At 41.4% G+C, this 16,819-nt stretch carries 14 protein-coding genes and 4 tRNA genes; 8 read left to right on the plus strand and 10 right to left on the minus strand.

The window, feature by feature from the left end:
* Window positions 1-50 precede the first annotated feature (50 nt).
* From J580_RS17620 to J580_RS17655, 8 genes are all read left to right on the plus strand, one after another.
* Window positions 51-135 (plus strand) — tRNA-Leu (locus tag J580_RS17620).
* 38 nt (window positions 136-173) lie between these two features.
* A tRNA-Met gene (locus J580_RS17625) sits at window positions 174-250 on the plus strand.
* Window positions 251-339: 89 nt separating this feature from the next.
* A tRNA-Met gene (locus J580_RS17630) sits at window positions 340-416 on the plus strand.
* 89 nt (window positions 417-505) lie between these two features.
* Window positions 506-582: transfer RNA gene (locus J580_RS17635), tRNA-Met, on the plus strand.
* Window positions 583-797: 215 nt separating this feature from the next.
* Window positions 798-1,322, plus strand: coding sequence for a ribosome maturation factor RimP (gene rimP, locus J580_RS17640; protein WP_002114922.1), 525 nt, complete (start codon window positions 798-800; stop codon window positions 1,320-1,322).
* 37 nt (window positions 1,323-1,359) lie between these two features.
* Complete coding sequence (gene nusA, locus J580_RS17645; protein WP_002115134.1) at window positions 1,360-2,844, plus strand: transcription termination factor NusA; 1,485 nt, start codon at window positions 1,360-1,362, stop codon at window positions 2,842-2,844.
* A 10-nt stretch (window positions 2,845-2,854) separates the two neighbouring features.
* Window positions 2,855-5,554: a translation initiation factor IF-2 gene (gene infB / locus J580_RS17650; RefSeq protein ID WP_002114697.1), complete on the plus strand. Its 2,700-nt coding sequence runs from the start codon at window positions 2,855-2,857 to the stop codon at window positions 5,552-5,554.
* The gene (locus tag J580_RS17655; protein WP_002114836.1) at window positions 5,554-5,955 is read left to right on the plus strand and encodes a ribosome-binding factor A; all 402 of its coding nucleotides are present in this window, start codon (window positions 5,554-5,556) and stop codon (window positions 5,953-5,955) included. Before infB ends, J580_RS17655 begins: the two co-directional genes overlap by 1 nt.
* Before the next feature lie 56 nt (window positions 5,956-6,011).
* On the opposite strand, the gene J580_RS17660 is transcribed toward J580_RS17655, so the two are convergent.
* From J580_RS17660 to J580_RS17700, 10 genes are all read right to left on the minus strand, one after another.
* Window positions 6,012-6,416 carry a Na+/H+ antiporter subunit G gene (locus J580_RS17660; protein ID WP_005065884.1) on the minus strand — a complete coding sequence of 135 codons (405 nt, stop codon included), beginning with the start codon at window positions 6,414-6,416 and terminating at the stop codon, window positions 6,012-6,014.
* Window positions 6,417-6,428: 12 nt separating this feature from the next.
* Window positions 6,429-6,704, minus strand: a complete 276-nt coding sequence (locus J580_RS0104405) for a monovalent cation/H+ antiporter subunit F (protein WP_005065886.1) — start codon at window positions 6,702-6,704, stop codon at window positions 6,429-6,431.
* Window positions 6,701-7,228 carry a Na+/H+ antiporter subunit E gene (locus J580_RS17665; protein ID WP_005079335.1) on the minus strand — a complete coding sequence of 176 codons (528 nt, stop codon included), beginning with the start codon at window positions 7,226-7,228 and terminating at the stop codon, window positions 6,701-6,703. The genes J580_RS0104405 and J580_RS17665 overlap by 4 nt, the downstream gene beginning before the upstream one ends.
* 2 nt (window positions 7,229-7,230) lie before the next feature.
* Window positions 7,231-9,042: a monovalent cation/H+ antiporter subunit D gene (locus J580_RS17670; protein WP_032005097.1), complete on the minus strand. Its 1,812-nt coding sequence runs from the start codon at window positions 9,040-9,042 to the stop codon at window positions 7,231-7,233.
* Complete coding sequence (locus J580_RS17675; RefSeq protein WP_002115033.1) at window positions 9,042-9,410, minus strand: Na+/H+ antiporter subunit C; 369 nt, start codon at window positions 9,408-9,410, stop codon at window positions 9,042-9,044. The genes J580_RS17670 and J580_RS17675 overlap by 1 nt, the downstream gene beginning before the upstream one ends.
* Window positions 9,407-12,256 (minus strand): monovalent cation/H+ antiporter subunit A, encoded by a 2,850-nt coding sequence (locus tag J580_RS17680; RefSeq protein ID WP_032005098.1) that lies wholly within the window; start codon window positions 12,254-12,256, stop codon window positions 9,407-9,409. Before J580_RS17680 ends, J580_RS17675 begins: the two co-directional genes overlap by 4 nt.
* A gap of 294 nt (window positions 12,257-12,550) precedes the next feature.
* Window positions 12,551-13,936, minus strand: a complete 1,386-nt coding sequence (locus tag J580_RS17685) for an AAA family ATPase (RefSeq protein WP_032005099.1) — start codon at window positions 13,934-13,936, stop codon at window positions 12,551-12,553.
* A gap of 23 nt (window positions 13,937-13,959) precedes the next feature.
* On the minus strand, window positions 13,960-15,462 hold the full coding sequence (locus J580_RS17690) for a UvrD-helicase domain-containing protein (protein ID WP_002114901.1): 1,503 nt from the start codon (window positions 15,460-15,462) through the stop codon (window positions 13,960-13,962).
* Window positions 15,463-15,471: 9 nt separating this feature from the next.
* Window positions 15,472-16,245, minus strand: a complete 774-nt coding sequence (gene hisIE, locus J580_RS17695) for a bifunctional phosphoribosyl-AMP cyclohydrolase/phosphoribosyl-ATP diphosphatase HisIE (RefSeq protein ID WP_014208235.1) — start codon at window positions 16,243-16,245, stop codon at window positions 15,472-15,474.
* Between the two features lie 174 nt (window positions 16,246-16,419).
* Window positions 16,420-16,806 (minus strand): VOC family protein, encoded by a 387-nt coding sequence (locus J580_RS17700; protein ID WP_014208236.1) that lies wholly within the window; start codon window positions 16,804-16,806, stop codon window positions 16,420-16,422.
* Window positions 16,807-16,819: the final 13 nt, after the last annotated feature.

The following is a 16,819-nucleotide window of genomic DNA, read 5'->3' on the forward strand; positions in this document are numbered from 1 at the left end:
ATAGGGCTTTCCTTTTGCAGTGGGAAGGACTAGAATGCGTCCCACAAGCTGCGGTGGTGGTGGAATTGGTAGACACGCTACCTTGAGGTGGTAGTGCCTTCGGGCGTGGGGGTTCAAGTCCCCCCTTCCGCACCAACTTTGAACCAGAAAGTTGAGTGCAAGCAGTTTTTTGATGCGGGATGGAGCAGTCTGGTAGCTCGTCGGGCTCATAACCCGAAGGTCGTTGGTTCAAATCCAGCTCCCGCTACCAATTTGATTAAGGTGCAACTTAATCAAGCGAATATTAGATAAGTTTACATTGACTTTTTTCGATATTTGTATATAATTTTTGCACGTTGATGCGGGATGGAGCAGTCTGGTAGCTCGTCGGGCTCATAACCCGAAGGTCGTTGGTTCAAATCCAGCTCCCGCTACCAATTTGATTAAGGTGCAACTTAATCAAGCGAATATTAGATAAGTTTACATTGACTTTTTTCGATATTTGTATATAATTTTTGCACGTTGATGCGGGATGGAGCAGTCTGGTAGCTCGTCGGGCTCATAACCCGAAGGTCGTTGGTTCAAATCCAGCTCCCGCTACCAAGTTTCTTAAAAGAGGCTCACAGACAGGTGGGCCTTTTTGCACAGTGGACTATTGTTTTCTGTGCTAAATAGGGGCGATTAACGCCCTTTTTTATTGGTTATCGTATCGCTATCGTGTAGTGTCGACATCAATTGGTCAAATAGTCATGCTTCACTATAGTAGGTCTGTGTCGGTTAAAACAACCGATTGAATCGCACGAGAATGACGAGAGTAAATGAAATTATCAAATAAATCCCAAGCATTGCATGACTTAATTGTTCCTGCAGTGGAAGCATGTGGTGTCGACCTTTGGGGGATCGAGTTTCTCCCACAAGGTAAACGTTCATTATTGCGTATTTATATCGATAAAGCGGTAAGTGAAGATGCTGAGCCTGTAATTAATGAAGATGGTGAAGTAGAACTAGGCCGTGGTATTGGTGTACAAGATTGTGTGCGTGTAACACAACAAGTTGGCGCAATGTTGGATGTTCATGATCCAATCTCAGGTGAGTATTCATTAGAAGTTTCTTCACCAGGTTGGGACCGTCCATTTTTTCAACTAGAACAGTTACAAGGCTACATCGGACAACAAATTGCTTTGCGTTTAATTGCAGCAGTAGAAAACCGTCGTAAATTTCAAGCAAAACTTATCGCAGTAGACCTTGAAAATGAAGAAATTCAGGTTGAAGTTGATGGGAAGCATGTGCTTGTGATCGACAGCAACAATATCGATAAAGCAAACTTGATCTATCAAGATTAAATTTATTTAAATTTTATAAGAAATCGGTAGGTGACTTATGGGCCGCGAAATTCTTACCGTTGTTGAAACGGTTAGTAATGAAAAAGGTGTTAGTCGTGAAGCGATCTTCGAAGCTTTGGAACAAGCTCTAGTTGCTGCAACGAAGAAAAGATTTTACGAAGGTACGCATGCTGAAGAAGCTCAGCTTCGTGTAGAAATTGATCGTAAAACTGGTGATTACCGTACGTTCCGTCAATGGACTGTTGTGGCAGATGAAGATCATGAAATGCCGGCTTGCCAAGATGCAATTTCTGACGTTGATCCGGCTAAATGGTCAATTGGTGACGTGCGTGAACTCGAAGTAGAATCTATTGAGTTTGGTCGTATTGCTGCACAAATTGCAAAACAAGTTATTGTACAAAAAATTCGTGAAGCTGAGCGTGCTTTAGTTGCTGATGCATACGAGTCTAAAGTTGGTGAGTTAATTTACGGTGAAGTGAAAAAACAAACCAAAGATGGCTTCATTATCGACTTAGGCGACAACGCAGAAGCTTATCTTGCACGCGAAGAGATGATTCCAAAAGAAATTCTTCGTCCAAAACAACGTGTAAACGCTATTTTATATAATGTTAACCGTGAAGGTCGTGGCGCTCAGTTGTTGTTATCACGCGCTAAGCCTGAAATGTTAATTGCTTTAATGAAAAAAGAAATTCCTGAAATTTCTGAAGAAATTATTGAAATTAAAGCAGCGGCACGTCAACCGGGCGTTCGTGCTAAAATTGCAGTGAAAACAAATGATCACCGTATTGACCCTGTAGGTGCATGTATTGGTATGCGTGGTACGCGTATTCAAGCTGTACAACAAGAGTTAAATGGTGAACGTATTGATGTAGTGGTCTGGTCTGATGATCCGGCTCAATACATTGCTAGTGCATTAGAACCAGCTGATGTTTCAGGCATCGTGCTTGATGAAGATGCAAGAAGTGCCGACATTATTTTTGCAACCAGCGATCAATTAGCTCGTGCGATTGGCTCTCAAGGTCAAAACGTTCGTTTAGCTTCTGATTTAACTGGCTACAAACTCGACATGATGCTTGAAGAAGAGTATCGTGCTCGTCAGCAAAATGAAGCTCAGCAATATCTTGATATGTTTGTATCACGTCTCGATATTGAAGAAGATTTAGCAATGGCATTGGTGGAAATGGGCTTCACTTCTTTAGAAGAGATTGCTTATGTTCCTGCTGAGACTTTTGACGAAATTGAGCTTGATGCTGAATTGGTTGAGTTATTGCAAAGTCGTGCAAAAGAAGCAGCCCTTACTGATGCTTTGAAACAGCAAGAAAATATTCAAGAACCGAGCGCAGACCTTCTCACTATGGAAGGCATGACTTCTGAGATCGCTTACTCGCTTGCCGCTCGCGGTATTATTACTGTCGACGATTTGGCAGATCAGGCTACTGACGATATCTCTGATATTGAAGGACTTGGTCATGAAAAAGCAGGTCAATTGATCATGAAAGCTCGCGAATCATGGTTTAACTAGGAGATGAAATATGACGGACAAGTCGATTAAAGAGTTAGCTCTCAGTGTAGGACGTCCTGTTGAGAAGCTCCTAGAACAGGCTCGTGAAGCAGGTTTGCCTCAACGTACAGCAGACGACATTATTACCACTGAACAACAGGATACTTTGGTCAATCATTTGAAAAAAGTTCATGGTCAGGAAAGTGGTAACACAGGAAAAATTGCGTTGAAACGTAAAACAACCAGTACCGCTAAAGTTGCAAGTACTTCAGGTAAAGCAAAAACGATTAACGTAGAAGTACGTAAAAAACAGGTTTTTGCTAAACCAAACCCTGAACAAATTGCAGCTGAAGCTAAAGCACGTGCAGAAGCTGAAGCTAAAGCACGTGTAGAACAGCAAACGCGTGAAACTGCCGAGCAAAAAGCGCGTCTTCAAACAGAGCAAAAAGCTAAAGCAACTTTAGATGCGATGCGTGCTGCTCATCAACAAGATAGTGCTGCACAGACAGCTCCAAAAGCTGCTGTTGTAGTGAAAAAGCGTGGTGGTGGTACAGTTAAACCTGCACCAAAACCAGCTGAAACTCCAGAACAGAAAAGAGCTCGTGAAGAGCAGTCAGCTCAGTTAAAAGCAACTGAAGAAGCTGCCCGTCGTAAAGCAGCTGAAGAAGCTCAGCAACGTACACTTGAACAAATGCGCAAAATGGCGTCTAAGTATTCAAATGACGATGCTACTACGACAATTCGTGTTATTGATGATTCTCCACTTGCTTCAGGTCTAGTTGGCCAAGCTTATGAAGATTCATTTAAGCAAGAAGACCGTGAAATTAAACGCGGTGGCGCAACCACTAACCCACGTGCTGGGAAGAAAGGTGGTCGTCGTGGTCAAGAAGAGCAAAGCTTTGTTAACCATAACAAACGTGGTTTAAAATCAAGCCAAGCGAATAAGCATGGATTTGAAAAGCCAGTTAAAAAGCAAGTTTATGATGTAGAAATCGGCTCAAGCATTGTTGTTGCCGATCTTGCTCAAAAAATGGCGATTAAAGTACGTGAAGTTATCAAAACACTTATGAAAATGGGTGAATTGGTTAATCAAGATCAAGCTATTGATCAAGACACAGCGGCACTTGTTGTAGAAGAAATGGGCCACAACCCTGTTTTAGTTTCTGATACACAAGCGGAAGATAACTTGCTTGAAGCAGCTGAAGAAGCTCGTGGTGAGCAAACAACTCGTCCGCCAGTTGTTACCATTATGGGTCACGTTGACCATGGTAAAACATCATTGCTTGACCGTATCCGTCGTTCGAAAGTAGCGGCTGGAGAAGCAGGGGGTATTACCCAGCATATTGGTGCATACCACGTTGAAACAGACAAAGGAATTATTACATTCCTTGATACACCAGGACATGCGGCATTTACTTCAATGCGTGCACGTGGTGCTAAAGCAACAGATATCGTTGTATTAGTTGTTGCTGCAGATGATGGTGTAATGCCACAAACTGCAGAAGCAATTGACCATGCTCGTGCAGCAGGTACTCCAATTATTGTTGCAATCAACAAAATGGATAAAGAATCTGCTGATCCAGACCGTGTGTTAAATGAATTAACAACGAAACAAATCGTTCCAGAAGAATGGGGTGGTGATGTTCCGATTGCTAAAGTTTCTGCACACAGCGGACAAGGTATTGATGAACTCCTTGATTTAATTCTTATTCAATCAGAATTGATGGAATTAAAAGCATCTGCTGAAGGTGCTGCGCAAGGTGTTGTTATTGAAGCACGTGTAGATAAAGGCCGTGGTGCAGTAACTTCGATTCTTGTTCAAAACGGTACATTAAACATTGGTGACCTTGTTCTTGCCGGTTCATCTTATGGTCGTGTCCGTGCAATGTCTGATGAAAACGGTAAGCCGATTAAATCAGCAGGACCTTCTATTCCAGTAGAAATTCTGGGTCTTCCAGATGCTCCAATGGCGGGGGATGAAGTTCTTGTTGTAAATGACGAGAAGAAAGCGCGTGAAGTTGCCGATGCTCGTGCTGACCGTGAGCGTCAAAAACGTATTGATCGTCAAAGTGCTATGCGCCTTGAAAATATCATGTCGTCAATGGGCAAAAAAGATGTTCCTACAGTGAACGTTGTTTTGAAAACAGACGTACGTGGTACTTTAGAAGCATTGAATGCTGCTCTACATGAATTATCTACTGACGAAGTAAAAGTTCGTGTAATTAGCTCAGGTGTTGGTGCGATTACTGAGTCTGATGTAATTCTTGCTGAATCTTCAGAAGCTGTATTATTAGGCTTTAACGTCCGTGCCGATACGACTGCTCGTCAACGAAGTGACCAAGACGGTATTGATATTCGTTACTACAGCATCATCTATGAATTAATTGATGATGTGAAAGATGCCATGAGCGGTAAACTTGCTCCTGAACATCGTGAAACAATCTTGGGTGTTGCGGAAGTACGTGAAGTATTCCACTCAAGTAAGTTTGGTGCAGCAGCAGGCTGTATGGTACTTGAAGGCACATTACATCGTAATAAACCGATTCGCGTATTACGTGATGATGTTGTAATTTTCCAAGGTGAGCTTGAATCTCTTCGTCGTTATAAAGACGTTGTTGATGAAGTTCGTGCTGGTATGGAATGTGGCCTTGCGGTGAAAGGTTATAAAGACATCAAACCACAAGATAAGATCGAAGTGTATGATGTTCAATTGATTAAACGGAGTCTTTAATGGCGGGTAGCCAACGCTTAAAGCGCATGGCGGATTCAGTACAACGTGAGTTGTCTGAGCTGATCCGTCAAGAGCTTAAAGATCCTCGCTTAGGTGGTCTAGTGACCATCTCTGCGGTGAAAGTCAGTGCGGATATGGGTTATGCTGAAGTCTATGTCACCGTTATGGGACGTGAACTCGGCGATGAGCAAAGTGAAGCAGCAAATAAAGAAACTTTAGATGTATTAAATAAAGCTTCCGGTTTCTTGCGTCATGAATTGAGCCGTCGCATTAAGACTCGTATTACGCCTCGCTTACGTTTCCATTACGATAAGACGAATGCATATGGTAACTATATGTTTGGTCTAATCGAAAAAGCGGTACAAGATTTACCAGAACGTAAGTCAGATGACCAAGAGTAATTAAAACTCAAAATAAAAAAGCCACCTTCGGGTGGCTTTTTTATTGATTTAATTTTTTATTCTTTAGGAGGTTCCATTGGCGGTTTGTTTTGTGAAAAGCGTTGACCAATTTTGTAACGGTCCCAAGGTAGAGGGCGTTCAATGGCTTCAGGTACTTCACCACTCAATGAGCGTAAACGTAAATGTAGCGCAGCTTGAGCAATCAAATTAGCCGAAACTGGTGCGGTAATGAAAGCTAAAAGGGTAATGAGTAGCTCAGCAAAACCAAAGCGACCTTGGAAAGCAAAAAAGATCATGGAAGCGATCAGAAAGCTTCCTAAGCCGAGCGTACTCGACTTAGTTGGCGCATGTAAGCGCATGAATAAGTCGGGTAAACGGACCATACCGATTGAGCCAACTAACATGAAGAAGGCGCCAAAAACCAGAAAGACCGAAACAATAATTTCCATTGTAAATTGCATTTTGACCTCTCCTTAATCGATAACATGACCGGTTGTGAAGTAGCGTGCTAAGGCGGCTGTAGATACGAAACCTAACATCGCAACCAATAGTGCTCCTTCAAATAGAGAAGTCGTCATCCAATAAATGCCTAACACAACAATGAGGCAAGTTGCATTGAGGAAAAGTGTATCGAGCGCTAAAAGGCGGTCTACAATTGATGGGCCCATAACCAATCTAAAAAGGCAAAGTAGCATCGAGATTGTAACGGCAATCAAGCTAATACCTAGAGCATAGGGTAGGATTGTCATGCACTTGCCTCCGTTTTACTTTTCACATCAAAAATTTCCATAAGAGGAATTTCATAACGTTCTTTGATGTCTTGAATATCAGATTCGGTATTATCTGTGCTCAAAGCATGAACCAGAATATCCCCGCGTTCCTGATCGATACCCGCAGAAACCGTACCTGGTGTTGTGGTAATGATCATTGCAAGTAAGGTGTTGACCTGCTCATGTTCTGTCTCTAAAGGTACGCGATACCATTTAGGATGTAATTTTTTAGTAGGTCCCAAAACAAGTTTTGCGACCTTAAAGTTAGAAATAATAATATCCCAAAGAACTACAAAACATAGCTTAACCGCAGGTTTCCAATGAATATGCGGTGTGCGGGTAATAAACGGTTTGACTAAACGAGGGATGATTAAGCCCAAAAGCATCGCAGTCAAAAGATCACTCGCATCAAGACTATGCGCCAGCATCAACCAAAATAAAACGATGAGAACCGAAACAAATGGATGTGGAAACCAGCGTTCAAGCAAATGAGTTAACTGCATTGTTATGGCTCCATAGGTTTCAATTGACTTTCATCAACAATGGTAGGCGTTTGGAGTTTGTCCTGTTGCTGAATTTGTCGTTGTTTATATTCAGAAATATGTTCGCCATTGAACGTATCTTTCGAAATAATATCTGGAACAAGATAAGCATTATGATCTTCAACTTCACCGCCGTACTTGGTTTCCGGTAAGTAAGCTGGATCATATGGTTGCACACTGATGACTTCACCGTTTTGATCTACTTTAAGAATAGAGTGTTGGTAAAGTGCATGGTCCTGAATCTGTTGTGCGGTGCTTAATGTGTAATGCTGAATTGGTGCAGCAAAGACAACATAAGCGATTAAACCAGCCAGTAATAGATAGATAACTTGATCGTTACGTGGTGGTGCGCGTTCCGGCAAAGCACGATAAAGAATATAAGCTGGATGGATTGGATCTTCTTCTGGAGGAGAGGCGCGCCAGAATAAGATAAAACCAACACGTGTGAGTGCAATAATACTTAATAGGCTCACAACAAGCACAACACCAATAATCCAGCCTTGATAGCTAGCTTCAACTGTCGCTTGTAAAATGAATACTTTTCCAAGAAAACCACTAAAAGGTGGCAAACCTGCAAGCATCATGGCAATCAAGAAGTAAGTCAGCATAGCCGCTTTTTCTTGTTTGATTCTTGGGGCAACTTTTAAATGATCTTTAAAATCTCCACGTTGTGAAGTGATCCATCCACAAAATAGATAAAAAGCTGCACCAATCAATGTACTGTGCACTAAGTAATATAAAGCACCAGACCATGCCTGCGTATTAGACATGGCAATTGCTGTAAGCAAGGTACCAATTGAAGAAAGGACCATAAAGCCGACAAATCGACGTAAACGATCTGCTCCAATTGCTGCAATCACCCCATAAAGAGAAGTAATTAAGCCAATAGGCAATAACCAGCTTTTTAAGATTTCTTGACTAAGCGCATCGTCAAATACTGTTCCATTTACACGTAAAATAGAATAGATCCCGACTTTAGTCATAATAGTGAAAATTGCAGCCACAGGTGTACTTGCAACAGCATAAGTTTTTGGTAGCCAAAAACCGACAGGAAGCATTGCTGCTTTAATACCGAAAACAACAAAGAGAAGTAAGGAACCAGCGACTGCTAATTTATGTTGATCTGCTTCAAGTGTCGGTATAAGACGTGAGACATCCGCCATGTTGAGGCTACCCACGCTGCCATAAATCATACCAAGCCCAATTAAGAAGAGGGCAGAGGCTAAAAGATTGATAATGACATAGTGAACGCCAAGCTGAAAACGAGGTTTGCCTTGTCCATGTAAGAGCAATACATACGAAGCCATCAACAGGATTTCAAAAAAGACGAAAAGGTTAAATAAGTCGCCTGTTAGAAATGCTCCACAGATTCCCATTAATAAGAAATGTACCATGGCATGGAAATAGCGGCCACGCGTGTCCCAATTATCACTTGCATACCATAAAACTGGTACTGCTAATGCATAAGTCAGTGCCAGCATAAAAGCTGAAAGACGATCGAGTACAAGCACAATACCAAATGGCGCTGACCATTCACTTAATTGGTAAACAGTAATTTGCCCCGTGCTGGCGTAACTAAGATAAACAATAGCGGTAATTAATCCGGCAATTGCTGAGACGAGGCTAATGCCACGACGCCAAGGCTGACGCCAGTCATCTTTTAAAGCACCTGCCCCAGGGTTACCTAACAGTAATAAGATAAAAGCAGTAAATGCTGGGATGAGAATGCTAAAAATAGGCGTGTGTTGTTGCCAAAAAGATAAAAAATCAAACATCACGGCTCATCCTCACGTGGGTCGTATGTTGGGGAAGCATCTTCTTTAGCATCAACATGATCACTACCTGATTCATAACGGCTACGTAGCGCAAGTTGTACAATAAACGCTGTAGTTGCAAAACCGATCACGATGGCGGTTAACACCAACGCTTGAGGAAGTGGATCGGTTATTTTTGTTGTTTCAGTTAAAATTGCTGGTGAGCTGATTTGTAATCGACCCATAGCAAATAAAAATAGGTTTACTGCATAACCGATTACAGCCAATCCGAGCACAACAGGGAAAGTACGAGCACGTAAAATCAGATAAATACCTGTGGCAACAAGTAAACCAATAGCAGAAGCCAGTAAGAATTCTAAACTGATCATGATGATTCCTCCCGATGTGGTACAGGACCGGACATACTCGAATGACGAGAGTCGCCTAATACAGAGATGAGCAACATTGTCGCGCCTACAACGGTGATATAAACACCCAAGTCAAAACTTGCAGCTGAAGCTAGATGTAGTTTTCCTAGAATTGGTAATTCAACATAGACATGAGCACTCGTGAGGAACGGACGTAACCAGAACCATGCTGCTATACCAGTCAGACCTGCAATCGTTAATCCTGTGCCAATCCAGACTTCGTAAAGGCGGCCAGACTTCGCTTTTAATAGCTGTTCTGCTTGATCTTGACCTAATGCAATATATTGAATGATTAGCGCCATTGAGGTGATTAGACCTGCAATGAAGCCACCGCCTGGATAGTTATGTCCTCGCAAAAAGATATAAACACTGACGACAAGCGCTAGCGGTAATACCCAAGAAGCCGTAATACGGAACATAAGTGGAGATGGATTAAAACGGTAGGTGAGACCTTGCGTCATGGTTGTGCCGTGTACACGCATACCATCCATTAAACATAGGGCACCAATCGCAGCGATGCCTAATACCGTAATTTCACCGAAGGTATCGAAGCCACGGAAGTCAACTAAAATGACATTTACAATATTTGAGCCACCACCAAGTGGTAAAGACTGTTGGGCAAAGAACCAAGAAATTGAATTATGATCACGGGTTAAAATGAGCCAAGTAATCCAGCCAATTCCTAAACCTCCAATAATTGCTAAGGCAGCATCTCTCAAACGTCTAGAACGACGAGATTCATACGGCGTGAGCTGTGGAAGTAAAGATAAGCTCATTAATAAAAGAACAGTCGTTACAACGTCTACTGTAATTTGAGTCAGCGCTAAATCTGGTGCTGACATGGTGACGAAGACCATCGTTACCACTAGACCAATTGCACCACTAATAAGTACTGCTTTAATACGCTCATGGTGGAACCAGAGCATCATCCAACAGCCTGAGAACAACGTCAGCCAAAGAACCACAGCAATCCATGGAGCATGGGTGAGTTCACGTGTACCTGTGCTCAGCCCTTGATTGAGTAAAGGCATGGTGACCATGATGATGCTAAAAGCAATGATCCAGAACAAATAACTTTGCAATGAACCATTTTCAGTTTTTTGTTTGATTTTTCGGCTTGTAAGCAGCAGATGTTTTAAAAATAAATCAAATAAGATGCGGCCTTGTAATTTGCCTAGACGTGGGTCAAGGTCAATTTTACGAATCATGCCGTCTTTTGCTAAAGCAAAGTAGAACAGCGTACCGCCAACCAAAGCAATAATACTCATCACAAGAGGAGCGTTGAATCCATGCCAAATTGCAAGGTGTGTGCCTGCAAATTCTGGTTGCATTAAGCTTGCTCTAGTTACGCTATTGACCAGTGGTTCTACCAATAACGAAGGCAGAACGCCGACCAAGATACAGAGCACAGCAAGAAGAATGGCTGGAGCACGCATCCCGATTGGTGGTTCATGTGCATCTTTATTTGGAACTTGTTTACCAATTGGACCGTCAAAGAAAACACCATGCACTAAGCGAATTGAATAACTTACTGCGAAGATACCAGCCAGAGTTGCAATGATGCTGGCAAAGATAACCGTTGAGCCTGAAAGATTTGCCAATAGCTCGGTAAAGAACATCTCTTTTGAAATAAAGCCATTGGTAAGTGGTACACCTGCCATAGAAGCAGCGGTGATCATGGTGAGTGTCGCAGTGAAAGGAAGTAATTGCCAAATACCACTGAGTTTTCGAAGATCACGTGTGCCAGTTTCATGATCAATAATCCCTGCAAGCATAAACAGCGCTGCTTTAAATGTTGCATGGTTAATAATATGGAAAATAGCAGCGGCAACCGCTAAAGGAGAACCGATCCCAAGTAAACAAACAATAAGCCCTAAATGACTAATGGTTGAATAGGCTAACAGTCCTTTTAAATCTTCTTTGAAAATGGCAAAACACGCTGCCATACAGAGCGTAAATAGGCCGACAAACGTAACGATATTATGATAAATCGCAGCGCCTATAAAGATTGGAAGTAAGCGGGCAAGTAGAAAAATCCCGGCTTTTACCATGGTCGCAGAGTGCAGGTAAGCGGACACTGGTGTTGGTGCCGCCATTGCGTTAGGTAACCAAAAATGAAATGGAAACTGAGCACTCTTCGTAAATGCGCCAAGTAAAATAAGCAATAACATCGGAATAAAAAGAGTATGAGCTTGGATCGCATCTTTCATGCCCATGATTTCGCTAATTTCATAGGTCCCAGTGATTTGTCCTAATAGAACAAATCCACCTAGCATTGCTAAACCGCCCATTCCTGTAATGGTGAGTGCCATCCGAGAGCCACGTTGAGCAGCTTCATAATGACTCCAATAACCCACTAACAAGAAAGATGAAATACTGGTGAGCTCCCAAAAGACTAATAAAATAATAAGATTATTAGAGAGCGAAATACCCAGCATTGCTGCCATAAACAGCATGAGTAACGTATAGAGTTTACTTAAAGAATTTTTAGGGCCTAAATAATAATAGGCGTATATATAAATGAGTGTACCGATACCGGTAATAAGAAGAGAAAATAATAAACCAAGAGCATCAAGTCTAAAGCTTAGATTGATCCCTAATTGAGGGAGCCAATCCCAGCTTTGTTGAATGCTTGCACCACCAAGCACAGTTTTAGCTTGAGTCAGTAATAAACCAAAACTGGTTAAACTGACTCCAATTGCCCCTAAAGCCGTTACTCCACGCGAGAACCGTTGAAGCAATGAAACAAGGGTGGTGCCTAATATTAACGGTAATAAGATAATTATCGGTAGCACACTCGTATCCATATGTGATTTAGGTCGAAACCTAAAGGTGAAATTTTAATTTCAGAATAGATAGGAATTCAAAGAGAGTTCCAAAGCTTATTATTCCGAAAACCCAACCAAATTAGAAAATAAAGCGAGAAACAAGTTGTATTGCGCAACTTGAAGAATAAAAACGCAAAATGAAATTTATTGTACACTAAAAAAGCATTGAAAATCTGATGTTATTACATGTAGTAACAACATCTAGTTATTTTAATGCCTAAAAAACCGTACTCCACCATATATTTTGTGAGTGTGGTTTTTTGATTATAAAACTCAAACCGAAGGGCTTTCTTCCGGTGCGTCTCCCGCATGAATCATCCTTAATAATTCATTTTTTTGTTGTTCATTTAAACCCTGAATCTGCTGAAATAAAACCTCAATCTGTGCTAGTGTTGGGTCTATTAAACTCAGAGGCTGTGCTTCTATAGATGGTGTTAAAGGTTCGCTTCTTTGAAGTAAGGTATAGATATGTTCAAGCTGTTGCTTGGTCGTATTTAGGTCAAGATGGCTAATTTTACCGTGCTCTAATTTTAAACATTGATAGGTCGAAGCATGTTCGAGTAGCTCTTCACGACTTCCTGTTGCAATAATTTGTAGGCGTGGGAATGCTTGATGAAGTCGATTTAATATCTCAGAGCAATGTGTTGAGTCGAGCTGTGCATCAATCTGGTCAATGAGTAAAACGCCGTCTCCTTCAAGGCAAGGGTTTAAACTTAATGGATTGAGTAAACAGAGTCTGCGGGCTATATCGCCTACTAAAGCAATCCAAGTTTTGGTTGTATTTGAAAGCTGCTGAAAAGGTAAGGTTTGATCTTCATAGTCGACCATAAGTTGCAACCGAGGCTGATATTGTAGATATAGATCTTTAAGCTCAGGCAAAACTACATTCAATGCATTCTTGAGGGCATAGAGATTGGGTGAAGTGAGCTGTTTAGGTTGCCCTGATAACTCTTTTTGGAGCTCATTTAATAATTCTGTTTGATCTTGTTGATCTGATTGTTTCGATCTAATCCGTTGTACAAGATATGCCGCTTGAGCATTTTCGATGTCACTAATTTCTCGTAGCCATTCAAAAAAGCGTGTAAAAGTTGTAAACGGTAGTGGGCTAATGTCATAGGCTGAAATGGCTTGAGTAATGCCAGGTAAATTTTTATTAAGCAGATTAATATCATTCACAAATCGCTCGGCTGGGTAGTAAGCGATTAAGGGAAGCCCCTGTAATGGATCTTTTTTTATGACTTGTTGATATAGAGCCATGGTTTGGTCAAGTTGCTGAGTTTCAACTTGGCTCACTCCAATCCCACTTGCATTTAAGGTTTTAAAAAGTTTCCAGCTACATAGTGAAGAGTCTACCTGCTGAGCAGAGGTACTTTCTGGCAGATGACCTATTTCTGAAGGAACTTGAATGGTCACTTCAATTTTTGATTGTAGACGCGACTGAGTAATGTCTTGATCAGGCATGACAATACCGGGACTACGCAAATCTTTAAGGCGAGCAGGCAGCCAAGTTAAAGCATGGTAAATATGTTTGAGCAACATACTTTTACCAGTTGCCTGTTCACCTAAAATTAAGGTGATTGGCTGTTTTTCATAGTGAAAGTGTATTTTAAGGTCGTGAAACAGAGCAATATGTTTAAATTGGACAGATTCAAGTTTCATAGGATCACCTAAATATGAGCGCTTCAACCAACCGACTGACGAAGACTTAAAGGCGCCCTTAGTTTTAATTGTTGTATCAGATCATAAAGATGATGGATATTTAGACTTACTTTAGCACGAGTACAGGCAACGTACAGTAGTCTTAATTCTTCATCGGTAATCTTGTGTTCTAACCCATTAATTTTAAATTGATAGTCATCTTCAATATGAACACGGTTCCATTCTAGTCCTTTCGCTTTATGGGCTGTAGAGATGACATAGTCAGCTTGCTCAAGTGGTGTAATCTTTGCAAGTGCTTTTTTTAGTGGGTCTGTGCCGTGATCATCGACCAGTTTTACTAATGGCTTAATATCACTACCTTCATTAGTTTCACAGTATTCATGGACATCATGCCATGAATTAAACCATGCTAATTCAGGTACATCAGTAACCCGTTTTCCTTGCTTTAAGAGGCTTGCAGCATCTACAAAGCGGTTTAGCTTTTGATGATCAGCTTGCAAACTCACTTTATCGCCGTGAACTAAACCTGCTAATAGAAGTTCCATAGCCCGAGCATTGGTACGGCACAAAATCGCATCACGCATTTTGGTATGCGGTTTATTTACGACACTTGATTTCTGGTTTGGATTACCAAGCAGAGGAACAGTTTCATTTAAACCACCTAGCAATGCATTGGCAACATCCGCAATCGTTTCACCAAAACGAAAAGAAGTGGTGAGGCGAGACTCTGGTAAGGGCAATTGCTGCATTGCATTAATTGCACCACGCCACGCATAGATTTGCTGATGTGCATCACCTACATAGATGACCTGCGTACTTTTTTGGCGAAGTAAAATACCCAGCATTAAAGGGTCGGCATCTTGTGCTTCATCAAATAAGACATAATCGGCTGGGATGTTAGGTTCAGACAAAGCCCAAAGTTTGAGATAAATATCGTGACCAATTCCTGCCTGATGATTTGGGTCGATGGACTCTAACCAACGGCGCTCTACAGCAGGGTAAAGATGAGTTTGTAGCTCGGTAATATCATCCGGATGTAACCAGTTGGGCGCCTGAATATGTCGAGGAGCTGGATATTGAGAACTGGTTGAACAGAAATAGCTGACAGCATTGGCGACAAGGCTTGCAAGGCGGCTTGGCATTAAGACGTATTTTTCATAACGTCCACCCATCATGCGTCGTAAAGTAATAGGTTCTAGTCGATATTCTTTGGCAATAAAGCTTGGACTTAAGCGAGGTAAGCGTAATTTATCAGTCACACCTCGTGGCACACTGCGAAACGCGAGTGAGTGAAAAGTCCGGCAGTCTACATTACGATGAAATTTGTTTTGTGCTTCACCAGCAATGGCTTTGTTAAAAGCCAAATACATACCGCGCCGTTCAGGCATGGCATCACTAATCATTTGTAACGTAGTAGTTTTACCTGTACCCGCATAGGCAATCACTTTAAATGATTGCCCAAGACGTCCGTTATCTATGGCAATAGCTTGCTCATAGGTGGCTTTAGGTTTTTCGATATTCGACACTGAGTGATTTTAAACCTTGTTGCGGTTAGCTTTTTCAACTAAACCAGATAAACCCTGACGACGAGCTAATTCGTCAATAATAAGTTGTGGATTAAGATCGAAATAACCCAACATGACAATGCTATGGAACCACAAATCGGCAGTTTCATAAATCAAGTCATTTAAATTGCTTTCTGTATTTTGAGCAGCGTAGTCTTTCGCAGCAATAATAGTTTCTACGCTTTCTTCGCCGACTTTTTCTAAGATTTTATTGATACCTTTTTTATAAAGGCTTGCAACATATGACGTATCCGCTTCAGCTTGCTTACGCTCTTGCATCAATTGCCCTAAGTGAGCAAGTACATCAACTTGTTCAGTGGTGTGAGCATGATCGTGGCTTTCAGTTTTGGCTTTATCGCCATAAATTGCAGTAGGGTCTTTTAATTGTGCATCGACAATTTCCCAGCCCTGTGGGGTAAGTTTACGGTAGAAACAAGACTCACGACCTGTATGGCATGCAATACCGCCGTGTTGCTCAACTTGTAATATAATTACATCACCATCGCAGTCCAGACGAATTTCATAAACCGTTTGGAAATGGCCTGATTCTTCACCCTTATGCCAAAGTTTTTGGCGAGAGCGAGAGAAATAAACAGCCTGATTTTTTTCTGCTGTGAGCGCAAGTGATTCACGGTTCATCCACGCCACCATCAAAATACGTCCGGTTTGATGATGTTGAGCAATGGCAGGGATAAGACCTTGTTCGTTAAATTTTACTTCATCGAGCCATTGCGTGTTATTCATGAGGAATCACCAAAGAAATATGAACTATAAATTGATTTCAATCTGATGCTAAAAAATAGCTTGTATAGTGTACGGCATCAACGTCGCTTTGCGGAAAAATTCTTTGTCCTTTTTGTCTCTGCTAGCGTAATGAATAGCTTGTAACACTTACCAATCTGTATCTTATTCAAATGACTAGGGCGTGAGGATATTTGAAATCTCAATCAAATTTTGATCTGGATCGCGAATATAAACTGAAAGAATAGGATGCATTGCACCAGTACGCTCAATCGGACCTTCTTCAATTTGAATATTTAATTGATTAAGGTGTGCAACCACTTCTGAAATGGGAGTGTCTGAAATAAAACACAAGTCGGCAGATCCAGGAGTCGGCTGTAATGCCTTCGGTTCAAACTCGTTGCCTTGCTGGTGTAAATTTATTTTTTGATTTCCAAACTTTAGAGCCTTTCTATTACCTTTAAACGTGATGACTTCAAACCCCAATACGGTTTGATAGAAATGACAGGTAGATTCAATATTTGAGACAGTTAAAACAAGATGATCAAGATGGCTAATTTTCATGTGTTAATCACTA

Origin of the sequence: Acinetobacter sp. 1542444 (assembly GCF_000581835.1) — a bacterium.
GTDB classification, from domain to species: domain Bacteria; phylum Pseudomonadota; class Gammaproteobacteria; order Pseudomonadales; family Moraxellaceae; genus Acinetobacter; species Acinetobacter pittii.